16 protein-coding genes are annotated in these 22308 nt (G+C 58.1%); 5 read left to right on the top strand and 11 right to left on the bottom strand.

The window, feature by feature from the left end:
• Positions 1 to 48: 48 nt before the first annotated feature.
• The 3 genes from RGU44_RS12415 to RGU44_RS12425 all read left to right on the top strand — a co-directional run bounded on the left by RGU44_RS12415 (position 49) and on the right by RGU44_RS12425 (position 3213).
• Positions 49 to 1347 (top strand): serine/threonine protein kinase, encoded by a 1299-nt coding sequence (locus RGU44_RS12415; protein WP_322180716.1) that lies wholly within the window; start codon positions 49 to 51, stop codon positions 1345 to 1347.
• Positions 1340 to 2143 carry a VacJ family lipoprotein gene (locus tag RGU44_RS12420; protein WP_322217362.1) on the top strand — a complete coding sequence of 268 codons (804 nt, stop codon included), beginning with the start codon at positions 1340 to 1342 and terminating at the stop codon, positions 2141 to 2143. Before RGU44_RS12415 ends, RGU44_RS12420 begins: the two co-directional genes overlap by 8 nt.
• Before the next feature lie 215 nt (positions 2144 to 2358).
• Positions 2359 to 3213, top strand: coding sequence for a pirin family protein (locus RGU44_RS12425; RefSeq protein WP_322180720.1), 855 nt, complete (start codon positions 2359 to 2361; stop codon positions 3211 to 3213).
• 134 nt (positions 3214 to 3347) lie between these two features.
• Here RGU44_RS12425 and RGU44_RS12430 read toward each other — a convergent pair whose 3' ends face one another.
• From RGU44_RS12430 to RGU44_RS12460, 7 genes are all read right to left on the bottom strand, one after another.
• Entirely contained in the window at positions 3348 to 3530 is a 183-nt protein-coding gene (locus RGU44_RS12430) for a hypothetical protein (RefSeq protein ID WP_322217365.1), read from the bottom strand.
• A gap of 169 nt (positions 3531 to 3699) precedes the next feature.
• Complete coding sequence (locus tag RGU44_RS12435) at positions 3700 to 4866, bottom strand: lactonase family protein (RefSeq protein WP_322180724.1); 1167 nt, start codon at positions 4864 to 4866, stop codon at positions 3700 to 3702.
• Between the two features lie 111 nt (positions 4867 to 4977).
• Positions 4978 to 7407 (bottom strand): glucose/quinate/shikimate family membrane-bound PQQ-dependent dehydrogenase, encoded by a 2430-nt coding sequence (locus tag RGU44_RS12440; protein ID WP_322217367.1) that lies wholly within the window; start codon positions 7405 to 7407, stop codon positions 4978 to 4980.
• Positions 7408 to 7499: 92 nt separating this feature from the next.
• Positions 7500 to 7814 (bottom strand): DUF5629 family protein, encoded by a 315-nt coding sequence (locus RGU44_RS12445; RefSeq protein ID WP_322180728.1) that lies wholly within the window; start codon positions 7812 to 7814, stop codon positions 7500 to 7502.
• A 105-nt stretch (positions 7815 to 7919) separates the two neighbouring features.
• Positions 7920 to 9503: an aldehyde dehydrogenase (NADP(+)) gene (locus RGU44_RS12450; protein WP_322217370.1), complete on the bottom strand. Its 1584-nt coding sequence runs from the start codon at positions 9501 to 9503 to the stop codon at positions 7920 to 7922.
• A 12-nt stretch (positions 9504 to 9515) separates the two neighbouring features.
• Positions 9516 to 10508 (bottom strand): AraD1 family protein, encoded by a 993-nt coding sequence (gene araD1 / locus RGU44_RS12455; protein ID WP_322217373.1) that lies wholly within the window; start codon positions 10506 to 10508, stop codon positions 9516 to 9518.
• Between the two features lie 25 nt (positions 10509 to 10533).
• The gene (locus RGU44_RS12460) at positions 10534 to 11871 is read right to left on the bottom strand and encodes an MFS transporter (RefSeq protein ID WP_322180734.1); all 1338 of its coding nucleotides are present in this window, start codon (positions 11869 to 11871) and stop codon (positions 10534 to 10536) included.
• A 196-nt stretch (positions 11872 to 12067) separates the two neighbouring features.
• Here RGU44_RS12460 and RGU44_RS12465 point away from each other — a divergent pair, with 196 nt between their 5' ends.
• Both RGU44_RS12465 and RGU44_RS12470 read left to right on the top strand, forming a co-directional pair.
• Positions 12068 to 13810, top strand: coding sequence for an IlvD/Edd family dehydratase (locus RGU44_RS12465; protein WP_322180736.1), 1743 nt, complete (start codon positions 12068 to 12070; stop codon positions 13808 to 13810).
• Between the two features lie 106 nt (positions 13811 to 13916).
• Entirely contained in the window at positions 13917 to 14639 is a 723-nt protein-coding gene (locus tag RGU44_RS12470) for a FadR/GntR family transcriptional regulator (RefSeq protein WP_322180738.1), read from the top strand.
• 71 nt (positions 14640 to 14710) lie between these two features.
• Here RGU44_RS12470 and RGU44_RS12475 read toward each other — a convergent pair whose 3' ends face one another.
• The 4 genes from RGU44_RS12475 to RGU44_RS12490 form a co-directional block, all read right to left on the bottom strand.
• Positions 14711 to 17098 (bottom strand): RND family transporter, encoded by a 2388-nt coding sequence (locus RGU44_RS12475; protein ID WP_322217376.1) that lies wholly within the window; start codon positions 17096 to 17098, stop codon positions 14711 to 14713.
• A 27-nt stretch (positions 17099 to 17125) separates the two neighbouring features.
• On the bottom strand, positions 17126 to 18223 hold the full coding sequence (locus tag RGU44_RS12480) for a WD40/YVTN/BNR-like repeat-containing protein (protein WP_322180742.1): 1098 nt from the start codon (positions 18221 to 18223) through the stop codon (positions 17126 to 17128).
• A gap of 319 nt (positions 18224 to 18542) precedes the next feature.
• Positions 18543 to 19901, bottom strand: coding sequence for a DUF1329 domain-containing protein (locus tag RGU44_RS12485; protein WP_322217811.1), 1359 nt, complete (start codon positions 19899 to 19901; stop codon positions 18543 to 18545).
• Between the two features lie 32 nt (positions 19902 to 19933).
• Positions 19934 to 21943, bottom strand: a complete 2010-nt coding sequence (locus tag RGU44_RS12490) for a DUF1302 domain-containing protein (RefSeq protein ID WP_322217378.1) — start codon at positions 21941 to 21943, stop codon at positions 19934 to 19936.
• Positions 21944 to 22308: the final 365 nt, after the last annotated feature.

Below are 22308 nucleotides of genomic sequence, written 5' to 3' on the forward strand. Positions count from 1 at the left end.
GTCATAACCTGCGTACCTCACTCAGCACTTTCCCCAAGGGATTTAGTCATGCTCCGTTTTCTGCGCTGCGCTGCCGTTTTCGGCGGCCTCATTTTGAGTGCGTCCGCTCTGGCGGTCGATGTCGACCCGACCAGTTATGGCTTCCCCCTGACCAACCCCTTCGAAGCGACCATTGCCACAACACCTGCGGACCTGCGTCCAGACCTACCGGCCGATGCCGATATCGATCAAGCCGATTACACCCTTAACTTGCGTCCTGAACGCGATTTCACGCTGCCTGACAATTTCTGGGCAGTGAAAAAACTGCGCTATCGTCTGGCCAAGCAAAATCATCCGGCTCCGTTGGTCTTTTTGATTGCGGGCACCGGCGCGCCGTACACCAGTACGCTCAACGAATTCCTGAAAAAACTGTACTACGGTGCTGGCTATAACGTCGTGCAGTTATCGTCGCCCTCCAGCTTCGACTTCATGAGTGCCGCCTCGCGCTTTGCAACACCCGGAGTTTCCAAGGACGACGCGGAAGACTTGTATCGGGTGATGCAGGCCGTGCGTGCCCAACAATCGAACGTGCAGATCACTGATTACTACCTGACCGGTTACAGCCTGGGCGCACTGGATGCAGCCTTCGTCGCCCACCTGGACGAAACCCGACGCAGCTTCAATTTCAAGCGGGTGCTGCTGCTGAATCCGCCGGTCAACCTCTACACCTCGATTACCAACCTCGACAAACTGGTACAGACTGAGGTCAAGGGCATTAATAACAGCACCACGTTCTACGAACTGGTACTGGCCAAGCTGACCCGTTACTTCAAACAGAAAGGTTACGTCGATCTTAACGACGCGGTGCTTTTTGACTTCCAGCAGTCCAAGCAGCACTTGACCAATGAACAGATGGCGATGCTGATTGGCAGCACCTTCCGTTTCTCGGTGGCCGATATCGCCTTCACCTCCGACCTGATCAACCGCCGCGGGTTGATCACCCCACCCAAATACCCGATCAGTGAAGGGACCAGCCTGACCCCGTTCTTCAAGCGTGCGCTGCAATGTGATTTCAATTGTTACATCACTGAACAGGTCATCCCGATGTGGCGTGCACGCACCGACGGCGGCAGTCTGCTGCAACTGGTGGATCAAGTGAGCCTCTACGCGCTCAAGGATTACCTGCACAACAGCTCGAAAATTGCCGTGATGCATAACGCCGACGATGTAATTCTTGGCCCTGGCGACCTCGGTTTCCTGCGCAAAACGTTTGGTGACCGCTTGACTGTTTATCCCTACGGCGGCCATTGCGGCAACATTAACTACCGCGTCAACAGCGACGCCATGCTGGAGTTCTTCCGTGGCTAAACATCTCTTGTTTATCGCTGCCCTGTTGTGCGCAGGCGTAACCCATGCGGCCGATGTCCCACCAGCGGCCCATCCCCCGACCGTTGCCAGGGTCTCCAATCCGGACGGTTTCACCGAACCGTTGAAGTCACTGAAATTCAACCCGGGCCTGGACCAGCGAGAGTTCGAACGCGCGACCCTCAACGCCCTCAACGTCTATGACCCGTTAGAGTCGTGGAACCGTCGGGTGTATCACTTCAACTATCGCTTTGATGAGTGGGTATTCCTGCCGGTGGTCAACGGCTATCGCTACATCACACCGAACTTTTTGCGCTCCGGCGTCAGTAACTTCTTCAGCAACCTGGGCGATATCCCGAACCTGTTGAACAGTCTGTTCCAGTTCAAGGGCCACCGCTCGCTGAACACTACGGGCCGATTGCTGCTCAACACCACGGTCGGCGTCGCCGGGCTGTGGGACCCCGCGACCATGATGGGCCTGCCACGTCAAAGCGAAGACTTTGGTCAAACGTTGGGCTTCTATGGCTTGCCAAGTGGTCCGTACCTGATCCTGCCAATCCTCGGGCCATCGAACCTGCGTGACACCGCGGGGCTGGTCTTCGACTTTACGGCCGAATCGCAGATCAACTTCCTCAATGTCGCCCAGGTCAGCGACAATCACCCGGAAATCTACCTGTTGCGGGCTATCGACCGGCGCTACACCAACAGCTTCCGCTATGGTCAGGCGAACTCACCGTTCGAGTACGAGAAAGTGCGCTACGTCTACACCGAAGCGCGTAAGTTGCAGATTGCCGAGTAAGCAACTGAGCAACTGAGCAAGCGTCACAAAACGGCCAGCCTGGGTAACAGGCTGGCCTTTTTATTGCCTGCTTTGTTATTGGCCATAACGATCAACTGCCGCTGACAGGGGAAAGCATCAGAATAATTGATAACCAAGGCATAAAAATCGCACCATTCCCTCAACGGGACAGGCATAACATAGTCGCCATTCCCACCTGATCAGGAGCTGCCGTGATGACTCAATTTCGCAACGTGCTGGCGATTCAAGCCGGTCAGCCTACTTCCGACGGTGCCGGCGTGCGCCTGACTCGTGTGTTCGGCGGCGAAAGCATGGAGCTGTTCGACCCGTTCCTGATGCTCGACGAGTTTGGCTCGGACAAGCCCGACGATTACATTGCCGGTTTCCCTGCGCATCCGCACCGAGGTTTCGAGACGGTCACCTATATGCTCGAAGGTCGGATGCGCCACGAGGATCATCTGGGCAACGTAGGCTTGCTCGAAGGGGGTGGTGTGCAATGGATGACGGCAGCCCGCGGGATTATCCACAGCGAAATGCCTGAGCAGGAGGAAGGTGTGATGCGCGGTTTTCAGCTGTGGCTGAACCTGCCGGCCAAGTCCAAGCTCAACCCCGCCAGCTATCAAGACATTCAACCGCAGAACATTCCCCGGTTGACCACGAAGGCTGGTGTGGAAGTGGTCGTGATCGCCGGGCAGTTCGACGACGGTCAGGTGCAACAGGCGGGTGCAGTGCAGCGCCCGGATACCGAACCGTTTTATTTCGACCTGCACATCCCCGCTGGCGCGAGCATCAGCCCGCAGATTCCACAGGGCCACCGCGTGCTGCTGTACGTTTACGAGGGCACCCTTGAACTTGCTGGTCAGCCACAAACAATCGACACCTGTCGTCTGGTACGCTTGTCTGACGTCGGTGAGTTGCAACTGCACAGCGCCTCAGGGGCAAAGGTGTTATTGATCGCAGGCAAGCCGTTGCGTGAGCCCATCGTGCAATACGGCCCGTTCGTGATGAACACCCGAGAAGAGATCGAGCAGGCATTGCGTGACTTTCGCGATGACCGCCTGACCGCCTGACCGCCTGATCGACCGCGTAGTCGTTGGCATTGCAGAGACGGAGGATGACGCAGCATCCATAAAAATGTGGACGAATCCATTCCCCGTTATCGGTCTTATCGTTAACGGGGAATGGATTCATTGCAGAGAGGCGTTCATTGCTGGGTTTTGTGATCCAGTGCCGCGTAGAAATGGACGCTTTGTTGCAGATATTTGGTGGTGTAGCTCTGGGTGACATTCGATTTTTTGTCGCTGATCTCGACACTGGCGCTGGCAGGCAGGGCGACAGCGGCGGAGATGGCGGATGCTGCAATGACAGAGAAGATATTGAAGTTCATGTCGTAAGCCTCGGATGTTCAGGTTGGATAACTGCCGTTTAAGGCCGTGACTCAAACTTACGCCCGGGGGTCTGATCTCAGAAATGCTTTGTACTGGTAGCCCATATCAACTCAATTAATAACAGGCTGCAGCGCCCGGAAAACGGGGCTTAAGCCTATTATTCAGGGGTTAGCGGGTGAGGAATCTGAAGTCAGAGGGTGAGTCGATGTCCATTTTTTGCACGGTTTCGCCCAAAAGACCGGTCTTGGTGTCGCGGCGGAGGATAACGATCTGGTTGCTTTTCTGATTGGCAATCAACAGAAAATGACCACTGGGGTCAATGCTGAACTCGCGCGGCTCAGTGCCCTCGACCGAGCGCCGCTGGACTTCCTTGAGCTGGCCGGTCGCCGGGGCGATGGAAAATACCACTAGCTGATTGGCCTCTCCCCGATTGGCGACATACAGAAATTTACCGTCCGCCGAGCTGTGTAGGCCTCCTGCGCTATTTTTCTGCTGCATGCTCTTGTCAGCCAGATCAATCAGCTGGGTGCGCTTGAAAACCCCGTCGTGGTAATCGAACAGCGCCACCTGCGCCGACATCTCCAATGTCAGATAGGCGTGCTTGCCGTCGTGACTGAACAACACATGGCGAGGCCCGCTGCCCGCAGGTAATTCCACCGCAGGGTTCCTGGCGGGTTGAAGGGGTTGCTTGGCCTTGCTGTCGTATCGATAGACAAACAGCTTGTCGGCCCCCAGATCGCTGGCGATCAGGTACTTGCCGTCCGGTGTCGGTACGACCGAATGCACATGGGACGACGCTTGGCGCTCTGGATCGATATGGCTGGCCGGATGGCTGCTGGTTTGCGCAACGGCGGACAGCTTGCCCGACGAATCCACCGGCACCACTGCCAGCGCGCCGCCCGGATCGGGGTGCACGGCGTAGTTGGACACGAACAGGAAGCGTCCGTCAGGGCTCAGACTGGAATGGGTCGGCTCATCGCCCTTGCTCTCGACCTGATTGATCGGTGTCACTTCATGGCTTTTACCATTGATGGCGAAGCTGCTGACCTTGCCCACGGTGTTGCGCTGACCTGGACCGTTCTCATTGACCACGAACAGGCGGCGCTGATCGTCGGAAAGCGTCAGCCAGGACGGGTTTTCGCTTTTGATCACTTGGCGCGGGTGCAGGTCGATCTTTCCACTCTGACTGTCGAACCGGTAGCGGTAGATGCCTTCACTGTTACCTTGGGTGTATGACCCCACCAGCACATCGTACTCAGTGACATTTTGCGCTAAAACGGGGAAAGCGCTGATCCCACTCACCATCACCAGCCAGGGCAGAGTTTTACGGTTCATGAGCAGTTCTCTAATTGTTGGAGGTGTTGGGCGCCCTACTTGGCCAATCGCGCTATCGCCATCGATTCTATGACAGCGCCCGTGATGCAATCGTTTTATCGCGGCGTGTTATCAAGGTTTGGGCAGCGCGAATGCCATCACGTAATCGCCCTTCCGGGTGCCGAGCGAACCATGACCGCCAGCCATAATCAGCACGTATTGGCGACCGTCTCCACCGGTGTAGGTCATGGGCGTGGCTTGACCGCCCGCTGGCAGGCGGCCCTCCCACAGTTGTTTGCCGTTGCGGATGTCATAGGCCCGCAGGTATTGATCCAGTGTACCGCCGAGGAACGACACGCCACCGGCGGTGCTGATCGTGCCCCCCATGCTCGGCACACCCATGGGCAACGGAACCGGCAGCGGCGCACTGTCGCGAACTGTACCGTTCTTGTGTTTCCAGATCATTTTATGGGTGGTCAGATCAACCGCCGCAACGTAACCCCAGGCCGGTGCCTGGCACGGCAACCCCACGTGTGAAAGCAGTGGCGACAGGATCACCCCATACGGCGCGCCTTTGTTCGGCTGCACGCCTTGGGTTTCACTTTTGCGTGCAGGGCCGCCCTGCATGGCGGAGCGTGGCACCAGTGTCGAGGTGAAGGCCATGTAATTGGGCGAAAGAAAGGCAACCTGCCGCACCGGATCGACGGAGATGCCGCCCCAATTGAAGACGCCGACATTGCCTGGATAGATGATCGACCCCTGAGTCGAGGGTGGCGTGTAAATCCCGTCATAGCGCAGCGAACGAAACGTGATGCGACACAGCATCTGATCAATCGGAGTCACGCCCCACATGTCCGCTTCGCGCAGGCGCGGCGGCATCATGTTCAGCGCCGACATGGGCTGGGTTGGCGAGGTGAAGTCACCCTCCACCGCACCCTGCGGCACAGCGGTTTCCTTGATGGGCACAATGGGCGTACCGGTGCGGCGGTCGAGGACATAAATGCTGCCCTGCTTGGTCGATGCCAGCAGGGCCGGCTTGATCCCGCTCTCGGTCTTGAGGTCCATCAGTGTCGGCTGCCCGCCGACGTCCATGTCCCACAGATCATGGTGGGTGAACTGAAAGGTCCAGCGCACCTTGCCCGTGGCAATGTCCAGCGCGGTCACGCCGGCGCTGTACGGCTCAGGCTGCTGGCGATCACCGCCCCACTGATCCGGCGTATGGTTGCCCATGGGCAGGTAGAGCATGCCCAGCTTTTCGTCGACGCTCATCACCGACCACATGTTGGGCGAGTTGCGGGTGTAGGTCAGGCCGGGCAGGATTGGCTCGGTGTTGTCGGGGTTGCCGCTGTCCCAGTTCCATACCAGCTTGCCGCTGCGCACGTCGAAGGCACGAATCACCCCCGACGGCTCGTCGATGGATTCATTGTCGGTGACATGCCCGCCAATGATCACCAGATCGCGGGTGACCGCAGGTGGCGATGTAGAGTAATACCCGCCCGGGGTGAAGTCCCCGATATTGCGGGTCAGGTCGACCGAGCCTTGATCGCCAAACTCTTCGCACAGCGTGCCGTTATCCGCGTTCAGGGCGATCAGCCGGGTATCTGCGGTGGGCACAAAAATGCGCCTGGGACAGGTGTTCTTCACCGCCACGACGGCTTTGCCAGAGGGGGTTTTGCCAGAAAACGCTTTACCCTCAGGGCTTGAGGGATACGCCCCGACATCATGGTAGGCCACTCCACGACAGGTCATGTGCGCCCAACCTTTAAAGTTGGCGGCATTCTGCGTGCTGAGTTTGGGATCGAAGCGCCAGATTTCTTTGCCGGAATCCGGGTCCAGGGCAATCACCTGGCTGTGCGGAGTGCACAGATAGAGCATGCCGTTAACCTTGAGCGGGGTGTTCTCGGCAGTGGTTTCCTGCGGATCGTTGGGACCCGGCAGATCGCCAGTGCGAAAAGTCCACGCGAGTTGCAGCTGATGCGCATTGTCCGGGGTAATTTGCGCCAGAGGTGAATACCGGTCACCGAACGCACTGCGCCCGTATGACTGCCAATCGCCGTCAGGCTGCTTTGGCGCACTCTGCTGCACACCCGCATCGGCACGTGCCAACTCACCCTTGATTTCATCGTACTGCGTGTATTGACTGGCCCATGCTGCAGCACCGGCAACCAACACTGCCAGGCTCAGACTGGCAGTGGAAAACCGTTGATGTTCCGGCCTCAAAGGACGCCGAACAGCCGGCAACAACAGTACGATGCCCAGGACAAACCACAAGGACAAGCGCGGAACCAGCTGCCACCAATCCAGCCCGACTTCCCACCACGCCCACAGCGTGCTGACGAGCAGCAGCACGGCATACAGCCCAATCGCCGCACGCCGCGCCAGAATCAGCAACACCCCGCTCAACGCAAAGCCGGCCCCGGCAAGTACGTAATAAAACGACCCGCCCAACTGCGCCAGCTTGACGCCCCCGGTCACCATGACCAGTCCTAACGCCAGCAACACCGTCCCGACCAGAGTCGGTAACAGGCCCGCACGTTTCTTTATTGCACCTTGGGTGCTCATAATGGATCTCCCTATCGTTTGTGGCTCAAATCCGTTGAGCCGATGTGAAACGCAGTATAGCTGCCGTAAGAAACTCGACCCGTCGACGCGAATCAGTCCCGCCCGGAAGCGTCGTCGACGTCGACGTCTTCGTCCACATCATCATCGCTTGGCGTAAACGCGCTGAGGCACACGATCCGGTGATCAGCACTACCATCGCTGAGGGTCCAGCTCTGCAATTGCGTATCAAACGTCGCTGCCTGCACCTGCGCAAGGCTGAAACGCCAGATTTTGCGCTCGCGACCGTCTATTGCCTCAACCTCCAGATGTTCGTCGCCCAGAGAAAACTCCCAGGCATGCAGCCCGTCAATTTCCAACATGTTGGCCGTTTGCAAGGCCGCAAGCAGGGTTTGGTTAGTGCTGGTCATAACGTTCAATCGCCTGAGTTAAAGGACGAATGATAGGCCAAACGGCGGGACGTTCCCACGCACTGCCAATCTCTGTTTATGAACGACCCTGAATTCCCCACCGAATCAGCCCATCGCAGCCGTTGACGCCACCCCATCCACCAATCGCTGAATGCCCAGCGGGTTGGCGTTTTTTAGGGCGGCGGGCAGTGCGCTGTCCGGGTAGTTCTGGAAACACACCGGGCGCAGGAAACGATCGATCGCCAACGTCCCCACCGACGTCCCACGGGCATCGGAAGTCGCGGGATAAGGCCCGCCGTGCACCATCGAATCGCACACCTCGACCCCGGTCGGATAACCGTTAAGCAGGATACGGCCGACTTTCAGTTCCAGCAGCGCAGTGAGTTCGCTGAACTGCTGCAGGTCGCCCGGTTCGGCGATCAAGGTCGCGGTGAGCTGACCGTGCAAGCCGTGCAGGGCTTCGCTGAGTTGGGCTTGATCGACGACTTCCACCACCACGGTGGTCGGGCCGAATACTTCTTCCTGCAACACCGCGTCGCCGTTGAGCAACAGGCTGACATCGGCCTTGAACAGTTGTGGCCGGGCCTGATTACCCTGCTGTTCACTGCCTGCCAGGTGCGCGATGCCAGGGTGCGCCTGCAATGCCTGCAAACCTTTGGCATAGCTGCCTAGCGTGCCCGCATTGAGCATGGTTTGCGGCGCTTGATCGTTGATCTGCGCGCTGAGCTGTTGCACGAATTCGCTGAACGCGGGCGAGCGCAGACCAATGACCAGACCGGGATTGGTACAGAACTGACCACACCCCTGAACCACCGACGCAGCCAGTTCGCCGGCAATGCTTTCGCCGCGTGCAGCCAGGGCCTCGGGAAGGATGATCACCGGGTTAATGCTGCTCATCTCGGCGAACACTGGAATCGGTTGTGGGCGCGCTGCCGCCATGTCGCACAGGGCGCGGCCACCTTTGAGCGAGCCGGTGAAGCCCACGGCCAGAATCGCCGGATGTTTGACCAGCGCTTCACCCACGCCAGCGCCGTAGATCATGTTGAACACGCCGGCCGGCATGCCGGTCTTTTCCGCCGCGCGGATGATCGCATCAGCGACCTGTTCGGCGGTTGCCATGTGCCCGCTGTGGGCCTTGAACACCACCGGGCAACCGGCCGCGAGGGCCGAAGCGGTATCGCCACCGGCCGTCGAGAACGCCAGCGGAAAGTTACTGGCGCCGAACACGGCAACCGGGCCCAGGCCGATGCGGTACTGACGCAGGTCCGGGCGTGGCAACGGTTTGCGTTCCGGCAGCGCCTGATCGATTCGCGCACCGTAGAAATCTCCACGGCGCAGGACCTTGGCGAATAAGCGCATCTGGCCACTGGTACGTCCGCGTTCGCCCTGGATACGCCCGGCAGGCAGCGCGGTTTCACGGCAAACCATGGCAACGAAGTCATCGCCCAGCGCGTCGAGTTCATCGGCGATGGCGTCGAGGAATTCAGCCCGTTTCACTGCGCTCAATTGACGATAGATCGGGTACGCGGCAGCGGCTGCCTTGGCGGCGCTGTCGACTTCTTCGAGGGTGGCCTGATAGAAGTCGTGGGGCAGCTTTTCGCCGGTGCTGGCGTCGACGCTGTGCACGATGACCTGGCCGGCAGCGCTACGCTGGCCGCCGATGTAGTTGTAACCAAGAATGTGGGACATGAACGGTGCTCCTTAAAGGGTGCCAATGGCGCCGGGCTGAAAAGCAGCTTCAGCCGGGGCGATGCCGTTGATCAACGGGGCGCCGAAGTCGGCCTGACTGATTTCGAACGTATCCCCTGGCCGAGCGCACACGCCGTCGGCAAAAGACAAGGTCGCGGTGCCGAAGAAATGAATGTGCACATCGCCCGGACGCAGGAATTGGCTGTACTTGAAGTGGTGGTATTCGAGGTTCTCGAAGCTGTGGCACATGTTGGCCTCGCCACTGAGGAACTCTTTTTCCCAGAGCACCGTGCCGTCACGAAGGATCCGGCTGGTGCCCGACAGGTGTTGCGGCAGTTCGCCGACCCGTAATTCCGGGCCAAATGAACAGGCGCGTAATTTGGAGTGCGCGAGGTACAGGTAGTTCTTGCGCTCCATCACATGGTCGGAAAACTCATTGCCGATGGCGAAGCCCAGACGGTACGGCTTATGGTCAGGACCAATCACATACAAACCGCTCAACTCCGGCTCTTCGCCAGCATCTTCAGCGAACGGCGGCAGCGGGAACGAACGCCCTGGGCGAACGACGATGCCGCCGTCGCCTTTATAGAACCATTCTGGCTGCACTCCGGCCTGGCCAGCGGTCGGTTTACCACCCTCAAGACCCCATTGAAAAATGCGCATGCTGTCGGTCAATGTCGCGTCATCAACCGTGTGCTGGTGCATTTTGTCCCGCGTCGCAGCACTGCCCAAATGCGTCAAGCCAGTACCACTAACCAGCATGTGTGCCGGATCGGGATGGTCCAGCGGTGGCAGAATGCGCAGGTCTTGCAGCAGTTGCGGGTAATCGTGATCGGTACCCAGCCCTTGGCGTTCGACCTGTTGCACCAGACTGACGCCCGCCTCAATGGCGGCCAGCGCCAGTTCGCGAACGCTGGCAGCGCCCACCACTTCGCGCACCCGCTCGCCGTCCACCACGCCAACCCGACGCTGGCCATTGCTCAATTCGAACTGTACTAAACGCATGTGCATGCTCCCTTCTTTGCAGGCTTCAAGGACGACTGACAGGCTGAGCCCTTTGGCTTCGGGCGCTGGCAGCAAATTCGGTCGGAGCCAGAGCGTGTTTACGCTCCAGCAGGCGGTAGACGACGCCGGTCAGAAACAAGCCGAAGACCATGACGCCAGACAGGAAGTACAGGCCCGACGCAAGGTTGCCGGTGTACTCCTTCAGCGCGCCGATCACGAACGGTCCGATGTAACCGCCGAGGTTGCCGACCGAGTTGATCAGGGCGATACCGGCCGCCGCGCTGGCCCCGGCAAAGAAGCGTCCCGGCAAGGTCCAGAACACTGCCGTGCAGGAAAACAACGCGAACGCCACCAGGCACAGGGCCGCCAGTTGCAGTACCGGCATCGTCAGCCAGGCGCTGAGAAACAGGCCAATAGCGCCGAGCACATACAGCACTGCCAGATGCCCGTAGCGGTCATTCAATCGGTCGGAGCTGCGCGGGATGATCAGCAAACCAATGATGCCGAAGATATAAGGCACCGCCGAGACGAAGCCGGTGGTCAGGTCGCTACCGCCGAACTGCTTGATCAAGGTCGGCAGCCACAAGCCCAGTCCATAGATGCTCAGGGTCACGGGCAGGTAGAACAGCGCCAGCAGTAACACTCGCTTGTCTTTAAGGGCATGCAACGGATTGCCATGGCGGGTCTGGCCGTACTCTTCCAGGTCCTTTTTCAGCTCACCGGCCAACCAGTCCTTCTCGGTCTGGTCCATCCACTTCACCTGTTTCGGACCATCCGGCAACCAGCGCAAGACCGGCCAGGTCAGCAGAATCGCCGGGGTGCCGATGACGATGAACAGCCACTGCCAGCCGTGCAGACCCAACACGCCATCCATCCCCAGCAATCCACCGGAAACCGGCCCGGTGATCATCATGGCAATGGGTTGCGACAGGATGAACAAGCCGAGGATCTTGCCGCGATGGCGAACCGGGAACCATTGGGTGATGTAGTACAGCACCCCCGGAAAGAAGCCCGCCTCCGCTGCGCCCAGCAGCAAGCGCATCACGTAGAAACTGTGCGGCCCTTGGACAAACGCCATGCCGATGGTGATCGCGCCCCAAGTGATCATGATGCGGGCGAACCAGCGGCGGGCACCGAAGCGCTCAAGCATCAGGTTGCTGGGGATCTCCAACAGAAAGTAGCCGATAAAAAACAGCCCGGCGCCCAACCCGTAGGCCGCGTCACCGATGCCCAGGTCCGCGCCCATGTGCAGCTTGGCGAAACCGACGGCAGAGCGATCCACGTAAGCGATCAGGTACAGCAGGATCAGGAAGGGAATCAGTTTCAGGGTGATGCGGCGTATAAGCCTGAGTTCCTGGCTCATGAAGGTGGTCTCCAATTGTTTTTGTTATGGAACCTCGGGGATCGCCTCTGCACCTTACAGCACTGGCAGGGTCGTCCCTCACTGGAAATCGACTATATAGTATTACTATTTAAGCCACAACTCTTCCAAAGATAGGTTTTTAGGCTTATTTTAACCAAGGTAAACGCCATTAAGTCTTACAATAAGAGTAATAACCATGTCTGATTCCGAGAAAAAACCACCCCTGCGTTCTGCCCAATGGTTTGGTACTGCCGACAAAAACGGCTTTATGTACCGTAGCTGGATGAAGAACCAGGGCATCGCCGATCATCAATTCCATGGCAAGCCCATCATTGGTATCTGCAATACCTGGTCGGAACTGACGCCGTGCAACGCACATTTCCGGCAGATCGCCGAGCACGTCAAACGTGGGGTAATCGAAGCCGGCGGCTTCCCGGTGGAGTTCCCGGTGTTTTCCAACGGCGAATCCAACCTGCGCCCTACCGCCATGTTCACCCGTAACCTGACGAGCATGGATGTCGAAGAAGCGATCCGGGGTAACCCTATCGATGGCGTAGTGCTGCTGACCGGCTGCGATAAAACCACCCCGGCACTGCTGATGGGCGCCGCCAGTTGCGACGTGCCTGCCATCGTCGTCACCGGCGGCCCGATGCTCAACGGCAAACATAAAGGCAAGGACATCGGCTCCGGCACCGTGGTCTGGCAACTCAGCGAACAGGTAAAGGCCGGGCAGATCAGCCTCGACGACTTCCTCGCAGCTGAAGGCGGCATGTCCCGTTCGGCAGGCACCTGCAACACCATGGGCACCGCCTCGACCATGGCCTGCATGGCCGAAGCCCTCGGCACTTCCCTGCCCCATAACGCGGCGATTCCCGCAGTCGATGCACGACGCTACGTGCTCGCGCATATGTCGGGCATGCGTGCGGTTGAAATGGTCCGTGAAGACCTGCGTCTGTCGAAAATCCTCACCAAAGAAGCCTTCGAAAACGCCATTCGGGTCAACGCCGCCATCGGTGGCTCGACCAATGCGGTCATTCACTTGAAGGCGATTGCCGGACGTATCGGCGTCGAACTGGACCTCGACGACTGGACCCGCATGGGTCGCGGTATACCGACCATCGTCGACCTGCAACCCTCGGGGCGCTTCCTGATGGAAGAGTTTTACTACGCGGGGGGGCTGCCTGCGGTGCTGCGTCGCCTCGATGAAGCCAATCTGTTGCCCAACCCGGATGCCCTGACCGTCAACGGTAAAACCCTACGCGACAACAACAAAGCCGCGCCAATCTATGGCGAAGATGAAGTGATCCGTACAATCGACAACCCGATTCGCGCCGACGGCGGCATCTGTGTGCTGCGCGGCAACCTTGCACCACTGGGGGCCGTACTCAAACCTTCAGCCGCCAGCGCCGAATTGATGCAGCACCGTGGCCGGGCCGTGGTGTTCGAGAACTTCGACCACTACAAGGCACGGATCGACGACCCTGAACTGGACATCGACGCCAGCTGCGTCATGGTGATGAAAAACTGTGGACCGAAGGGTTATCCAGGCATGGCCGAAGTCGGCAACATGGGTTTGCCTGCGAAACTGCTGGCTCAGGGCGTGACCGATATGGTGCGCATCTCCGACGCGCGCATGAGTGGCACCGCCTATGGCACGGTGGTCTTGCATGTGGCACCGGAAGCCGCTGCGGGCGGACCGTTGGCGGTGGTGCATGAAGGTGACTGGATCGAACTCGACTGCGCCAACGGCCGTTTGCACCTGGACATCTCCGATGCTGAACTGGCCGGGCGCCTGGCCGACTGGCAAGCGCCAGAGGGATTACTGCTGGGCGGTTATCGCCAGCTGTACATCGACCATGTGATGCAAGCCGATCAAGGCTGCGACTTCGACTTCCTGGTCGGCTGTCGTGGCGCCGACGTGCCACGTCATTCGCACTGAGTTTGCGGGATAAATAACCGGGCGACGATACTATCGTCGCCCTGTATGCCCCCCTGCGCGATGCTATTATGCGCAGCACTTATTGCTCAGGAACGACTCGCCCCTCATGGACTACCGTAAGCCCTCCGTCCGCAAAAGCATGCATGCCCGAATCGTTCAGGACATCGGCATGCAGATCGTATCCGGCCGCTTCAAGCCCGACGATAAACTGCCTGCCGAAACGACCCTGTGCGAAGAGTACGCAGTTAGCCGGCCGGTGCTACGTGAAGCCACGCGGGTGTTGGTCGCCAAAGGTCTGGTGTATTCCCGGCCGCGGGTCGGCACAGTGGTCAAACCACGTCGCGAATGGCATTTGCTCGACCCGGACGTGCTGCATTGGGTCATGCAAAGCAGCCCGCAAAATGAATTCTTCAACCTGCTGACCAGCGTGCGCAGCATCATCGAGCCCGCTGCGGCCGCCCTCGCCGCCCAATACGCAACCGATCAGGACATTGCTTCGATTGGCGAGGCCTACCAACGCATGGAAGCCGCGCCGACGCCTGAAGCACTGTTGCAGCCAGACTTGGACTTCCACAGCAGGATCGCCGACGCCACCCATAACGACCTGCTCGCCCACCTGTGCAACATGCTGTCACTGGCCCTGCGCGAAGCGTTGAAACACTCCAACCAACGACCAAACCTCCATGAGCTGGCGATGCCGCGCCACAAAGCGATCCTGACCGCCATCGAAAACCGCGACGCCCTCGGCGCACGCCATGCCACGCTGGTACAACTGGATGACGCAAGAAGCGCCCTGAACGTGGTGTTGGGGCAGGATGTGGCGTTGTAACAGAAACCAATCCTAACTCGGCAATAAAAAACCGCAGCCATTGAGCTGCGGTTTTTTTATTGCGGACGACTTCAGTGAGAGAACAACGAGTTCCCGACCTTGCCCGCCATGTTCTCCGGTTTGATCAGGAACCGCGCCAGTGCTGGCAGTAGCCACAGGGCACCGAACATGTTCCACAGGAGCATGAAGGTCAGCATCAGGCCCATGTCAGCCTGAAACTTGATTGCCGAGAAGATCCAGGTGCAAACCCCGATAGAGAGGCACAAGCCGGTAAACAGCACCGCTTTACCGGTGGACTTCAAGGTCTCGTAATACGCTTCCTGCAGAGGCAGACCGGCACGCAGGAAGCTTTCCAGACGGCTGTAAACGTAGATCCCGTAATCCACACCGATGCCCACACCCAGCGCGACCACCGGCAAGGTCGCGACTTTCACCCCGATGCCCATGAAGGCCATCAAGGCGTTGCCCAGTACGGACGTCAGCACCAGCGGCAGGACGATGCACAAGGTCGCCGCCCATGAACGGAAGGTGATCATGCACATGGTCGCCACGCAGAGGTAGACCAGGATCAGGATCGTCAACTCCGACTCCTTGATCACTTCGTTGGTGGCCGCCTCAATCCCGGCATTGCCCGCGGCGAGGAGGAATTGCAGACCATCCTTGTCGTTGTCTCTGGCGAAGTCCTTGACTGCATGCACCGCGCGATCAAGGGTTTCGGCCTTGTGGTCGTTGAGGAACACCAACAGCGGTGCCAGCGAGCAATCGTTGTTGTACAGGCCGTCAGCGCGGGAGATGGAGTTGTTCAGCACGTCCTTGTTACGCGACAGGGATTCCCATTTCAGGTTGCCCTCGTTCATGCCCTTGATCATCTGCTTGGACACGGTCACCAGGGAAATCGCCGACTGCACGCCTGGGGTGTTCTCCATCTTCCAGGTCAGTTCGTTGATGGCAGACATCGTCGGATAGGCCGAGCAGCCTTCTGGCGGGGTCTTGACCATCACCACCAAGACATCCGAGCTGGTGGAGTAGTTTTTGATGATGAAACTGTTGTCTTTGTTGTAGCGCGAGTCCGGACGCAGTTCCGGCGCCCCCTGATCGAGGTCACCGATTTTCAGGTTCTGGCTGTACCAGAGCCCACCACCGAAGGCCAGCAACGCCAGGCCAATAGACACCGGCGCAACTTTTGCGCTGGCGAAATTCGACAGCAGGCGCCAGAACGGATGCTCACGCACCGCATCCTTTTTGCTGCGTTCAACGGCTTTCTTGCTGATGCCGACATAGGAAATCGCCACCGGCAACAGGATCAGGTTGGTGAAAACGATGACCGCGACACCAATCGACGCGCCGATGGCCAGCTCGCGGATCACGCCGATGTCGATAATCAGCAAGGTGATGAAACCCACTGCGTCGGCAAGGATCGCGATCATCCCCGGCAAAAACAGTTGGCGGAACGTCCGTCGAGCAGCGGTCAAGGCGTTGTCGGCATCGCTGGACTGCATGGCGATGCCGTTGATTTTTTGTACGCCGTGGGAAATACCGATGGCGAAAATCAGGAACGGCACCAACATCGAATACGGGTCCAGGCCGAAGCCCACCACGTGCATCAACCCCAATTGCCAGACCACCGCAATCAGCGTGGTGCTGAGCACCGCGATGGTGCTGCGGATACAGCGCGTGAACCAGATGAGCAGCACCAGGGTGATCAGGAAAGCCACACCAAAAAACAGGACCACCATGATCAGGCCATCGATCAGGTCGCCGACTTTCTTGGCGAAACCGACGATGTGCACCTTCACATTAGGGTTCTGCGCCTGGAACTTGTCGCGAATTTTCTCTTCGAGCTGATGGGAAAACTGCCGGTAATCGAGGGCAAGCAGCTTGCCTTGATCATTCGGGTCCGGGTAGGACTCGAGCAACGGAATATCCACGATGCTCGATTTGAAATCGTTGGCCACCAGTCGACCGACCTGACCCGACTTGAGCACGTTGTTGCGCAGTTGATCAAGGCTGTCTTCGGACCCGTTGTAGCTTTGCGGGATGACTTCACCACCAGCAAACCCTTCTTCGGTCACTTCGGTCCAGCGCACGCTAGGACTCCACAGCGACTTCAACCCGGATCGATCAACGCCGGAGATGTAGAACACCTCGTCATTGATCAGTCGCAGGGTCTCCATGTACTCCTTCGTGAAGATGTCGCCGTCCACCGCTTCCACGGAAACCCGTACGGTATTGCCGAGGTTGGCCAGATCGTTGCGGTGTTCAAGCATCTTCTGGATGAAGGGATGCTCGAGCGGAATCATTTTTTCGAAACTGGTCGAGGGCCGAACCAACGTCGCCTGATAGAACAGAAAGGTACTGACCAGCAGGCAGATAAAGACCACTACCGGGCGATTGTTGAAAATCAACCGTTCAAGGAACGTCGCCTTGTCTTGATGATGAAGTGGTTGATGATTGGTCATGCGAAAACTTCCTCGCCTTAATAGGTCTTATTGTTGGACCAGCTCAGCGCCGGTTGGCGAGGTAACGCGAACGCCACCCTGTCCTACCAGAATCAGATCGCCCTTATCGTCGGCGGTCACGCCTGCCAGGGAGATGCGGTCAGGACGATTGGACACCTTGAACGAAACGCCGTCGTCAGTGCTGCGCATCACACTGCCGCCATTGCCCACCACTACCAGCGAGCCGTCAGACAGCAGGGCCGCATTCGACAGGCCGAACTCCAGCGGGCCACGTGCGCCCTTGAGTTCGATGGTGGTCCAGGTAGTGCCGAAGTCAGTGGACCGAAACAGGTTACCGCGCAGGCCGTAGGCCAACAGCGTGTCGGATCTGGCAGTGCCGATCACACCGAACAGGGAACCCTGATAAGGGCTTTGTACGCGCTCCCAGGTTTGTCCCTCGTCGGCAGAACGGAACATGCTGCCCATTTCCCCAACAATGAACAGACCCGAATCCTTGACCTGGGCGATGCCGTTGTAGTGGTACTGGTCCTGGTTGTCGATTCGGTCGCTGACATCGGCCCAATGCGCGCCGCCATCAGTGGTCGTCAGCAAGGCGCCATAGGCTCCCACGGCAAAACCTGTCTGGGCGTCCTTGAACCAGACATCCAGCAAGGGTGCTTCGCGGTTGAGGTCTTCGAATTGCTTGGTCCAAGTCGCGCCTGCATCGGCACTGGCAAGAATCTGTGCATCGTGCCCGACTGCCCAACCATGCGTGTCGTCGACAAAATAGACCGCCGTCAGCAACTGCCGGCTCGGCACTTTGGCCTGAGTCCAGGTCTTGCCCTGATCATCGGAATACAGAATGTGGCCCCGGTCGCCCACAACGATCAGCCGCGCACCGGCATGGGTCACGTCGAGCAATAACCCGTGAGAGGATTTGGGCGATTCGATGGAAAAAGTAGAGTCTTCAGCCGTGCTTTGCGCAGCCTGCAAGGGCGCGGCAAAACCAGATACCGACAGCGCGCCGAGCAGCGAGATGGTCACTGAGAGTGCCGCCGCCAGGGACTTGCCTTTACGTAACGCCGATGGACGACCTATAGCCGCATCCACATCGGACTGGGTGCGCCGATTTACAGGCTCACTCATAGACCTCTCCCCCGTTATTGTTATTAGGTCGACCTCAAGGTGTCCCAGAGGGCCGCAACCGCTCTAGAAAAACCCTTTGGAAGCAGACCTATCCTATCCAGCTTTAGAAACGTATGACAATCGACATGACGTTATCTTTTGTTAAGCCGGGCATGCGTGATTGATGGCTTATTCGTTTGCTTGATGACCAGGGTGCGAGCGGACATACCCTATCAAGAAGGGCACGCCTGATTGCAAGACTGCCCGTCCCGGCAGATCGCGCACCTGTGTGGTGACACGCGAGACTGCGATGAAGGGGCCAGGGCAGTCTCACTGCCCCCTACCGGGTACCGCGCCGGCGCAAGGCAGCTGGTTTGAACTCGCTTTCATCAGGGCTGATCTGGCTGAAGTCGATGGTATTAGGCTCCTCATTGTCCAGGTTCTGCACGTGATAGCGACGGGCCTGAAGATCGTGAAATACGTCCAGTGCAGACCAGGTGGTGGGCAGTTCGTAGTAGTTTTTTAGGTAGGCCATCGATACCCGCCACAATTCGCCGCGGCTGTCGTACTGATCGACCACCGCCGCTTGCCAGCTGTCCTCATCCAGATACAGGGTCCGTCTGGAATAGATATGCCGTGCGTTCGGTTTGAGCGTGCCCTCCACCACCCACACCCGATGCAACTCGTGACGCGTATAGGCAGGGTTCAAATGGCCCGCCTGCAACAATTGCTTGTAACTGACCTCCGGGCTGGACACCTTGTAGTTGTTGTAGGGGATGTAAATTTCCTTTTTGCCCACCAGCTTCCAGTCGTAACGGTCCGGCGAACCGTTGAACATGTCGGTGTCATCAGCCGTGCGTAAACCGTCGGCAGCGGGGATTGGCGTGTCATAAGCCAGATTCGGTGCGCGCCGCACCCTGCGCTGGCCTGCGTTATACGCCCAGGCCTGACGTGGCTCCTTAACCTGATCAAGGGTTTCATGCACCAGCACCGCAGAACCGGCAAGACGCGCCGGGCTTTTGGTGAACGACAGGTAATAGAACATCACGTTGCCCAAGCCGGCGTAAGAGCCATCGGGTTCATAAAACTTGAACTTGGCCTCCTGCTGCGACGTGATCGGACTGAAACTGCCATTACGCTGTACAGCCACTTCCGACGCACGACGCACCACATAGGTACCGCGGTAGCGGGCAATGTGGTTCCACAGCGCTTCAACCCCGCTTTGCGGCATCGGGAACGGAATACCTCCGTATGCATCGACAAAGCCGTTGCCGCCACCGATCAATTTGGCGCTGCCGGCGTTCTTGCGGGTGTTGTCATAGACCCATTGCGGTGCCGCTCCGGTGCGGCGAGTGGTGTAAACCGGCATCTGGTAGCTGTTCGGGTACGTTTCGAACATCGCGATCTGACCCGGCGTCAGACTTACTTTGTATTGGTCTAGATTGGCCTTGGTGATGGTGAACAACGGCGTGTCTGTGCCAAAGGGATCGACATGCGGTTTGCCGGGGCCTTTGTAACCCGCAGGCGCTTGGGTGAGACCACCACTCCAGGCCGGAATGGTGCCCGCCGCGTTGCCAGCCTTTTCAGCGCCCAATGGGGTCAGGCTTTTATCCCACGCAGCAGCGTCCGTGGCCTGGGCAGTGTTGGCCGTCAGCGTCAGGACAAAGGCGACTGCCATTGACCGATGCGTCTTGAGCATCTGTTTCATGAACATCTGCACTCTCCTTGATTTCAAAACGAATATTTGACGTTCAACCCGATGTTGTCCCGGTCGCGAATGGCACTGTTCTGCCCTGCCCCGTAAAACTCGGTGTATTGCAGCTCGGCTTCCAGACGGTTCTGGTAGTTGGCCCTGACGCCGAGGGTGTAAGCCTTGCGTCCCTCGATGAAATTGCCGGTCTGGTGAGAGTTGCCCTCGAAGTCATCCTTGTAGATAACGAAGGGCGACAGGTTGACCCCCGCATACGCATCGTTCCAGGTGCCCTGGAACATCAGCGTGTAGCCAAAAGCGTTTTTATTGACCTGGTCGTCTCGGTCATGGCCATTGATGTACGGAACGTTGCCACGGCTGGAGTAATAACGAGTGCTGCCATCCCAAGCGGTATATTTCAAGCTGCTACCGCGCAAGTGTTCGGAAGACAGCTCGGCGACGCCGGTCAGCGAATCAAAACTCATTCGTGGGCCGAAGTTGTAGATCGTGCCCAATGAGGTGTTGAACATTTCGACGCGTTCGGCGTTATGGATCATGTCCCCCAGCCTGACGTCATTACCGCCGATATTGACCAGGGCACCCGAGGCCATTTGTGGGGCCTGCATCAGCAAATCGCCGAGCAAATCGCTGGTGGTGGCGATACCAATCGGCATGTTCGGCCGATAAGCCAGTTCCCCGAACAACGAGGCGTCACCCAGAGTCGTGTTGAAGCTGACACCAAACATGCGGATGTCTTCAGCGTATTCGCGACGCCCCTGAACCTGATTGGCGACGTCCATGGTGGCCATTCCCCCCACCGCCGAGGTCAGGGTGCTGCGATAGGCTTGGGCCAGTGGCGAATTGGGGGCGGCAGCCAGTGCCGCCTGCAATTGCGCCACGCTGATACCGGCCTGAGCGGCCACCGCCTGTTGAATCGCAGGCGTGGTCGCGGCGGTCAGCTCGGCCAGATTCAACCCACTGTAGCTGCCCAGGTCAGCGTAAATGGTCGGTTCTTTGGCGTGATAGTTGACGAAGTAAAAGCCGAATTCGGTGGCGTTGAGCTGTTCGGCCAGATAGCGGAAAGCCACGCCGTATTGCCCGTCGTTTCTCGCGTTGATATCAGGCCCGATCGAGGCCACCTTGAAATTGCCGACGGCGTCAGCACCACCTCCGCCTTGCAGGCCCCCGGCACCCGCCGCACTGAGGCCCTGATACAAACCGTTGAGTGTGCTCAGCTGCGGCATCACCGCATAGGCCGTATTGCCACCATCGGCAAACAGATCGGTTTCCGAAAAATAGGTGCCCACCGGATCAACCTGGGTTTCCTTCCAGCTGAATTGGTAGAAGGTTTCCATCGACAGGTTGTCGCTCAACCCCACGTTGAAATTCAGCGCCTCGATGGGCACCAGTACCTCCTTGAGTTCAGAGCCAGGCAACCGGAATTGCGCAGCATTGATCGGGTTGGTGGTGTTGACTCCACCTCGATAGAAAAGCCCCTCGCCCCAGTTGAATACTTGTCGGCCCAGACGCGCCGTCAGCGGCAAATCACCGACCTCCCAATTACCGTAGACATAGGCATCGAGAATTTGTGCATCGCGCCCGGCACTGTGACGAGTGGCATAAGTGAAGCTGTCGTTATGCGGAAAGTTCTGACTGGGTTGCGACGGATTATTGTTACCCGAGTAATCGGTGCGCTTATCCATAATCTGTGTGTCATAGAACGCCGAGCCACGTACGAAAGCTCCATAGTTCTTGTAGGAAACTTCCAAGTCACTCGTAACTTTATAAACCTCCGAGACCAATCCGGTATCAAAGTTACGATTACCGTCATTGATATTGACATCATCATTAGTCTTGTCCCGGCCTTGCACTCGCCACAGCTGCCCATAAGACAATGTGGTATCGAACGAGCCTTTGATTTCATCATCGGCGAAACTGAACTCGACAGCCTCGACCTCCACGCCGCCCAGCAAGGGCAAAAGCCCGGCCAAGGTAAAGCCCGCAACCCTTGGTGCGAAACGCAACCGCGCCCTGACAGGTCCCTTCTCCATAATGACTTACTCCCTGAAGTTACTTATTTACATGCATTAATTATTTTTATAAGAAACATCCCTTTAGCTTGTAGGAAATTTCACAAGTTAAACGCACGCAAGCCGTTCTCAAGTTAAAAACCCGCAATCCGGATGCCAAATGTAATAACAAAGGAGAGGATAAGTGTTACAGAACAAAAAACCAATCATTAAGGCAATAACATACGCCGTTCAACGCACGGAGAATATCCCAAGCAGTATTTCAGGAGCGAATACAATCCGACACACACCGAAAAGTTAGTAACTGCATGTGAGTTATCCGTCCAAGACAGGCCGTCGATACTTTCTTTACGCAAAAAAATGTTACCCCATTGTTTGCGGGTAAC

Source organism: Pseudomonas sp. 5C2, from assembly GCF_034314155.1.
Taxonomy (GTDB): domain Bacteria; phylum Pseudomonadota; class Gammaproteobacteria; order Pseudomonadales; family Pseudomonadaceae; genus Aquipseudomonas.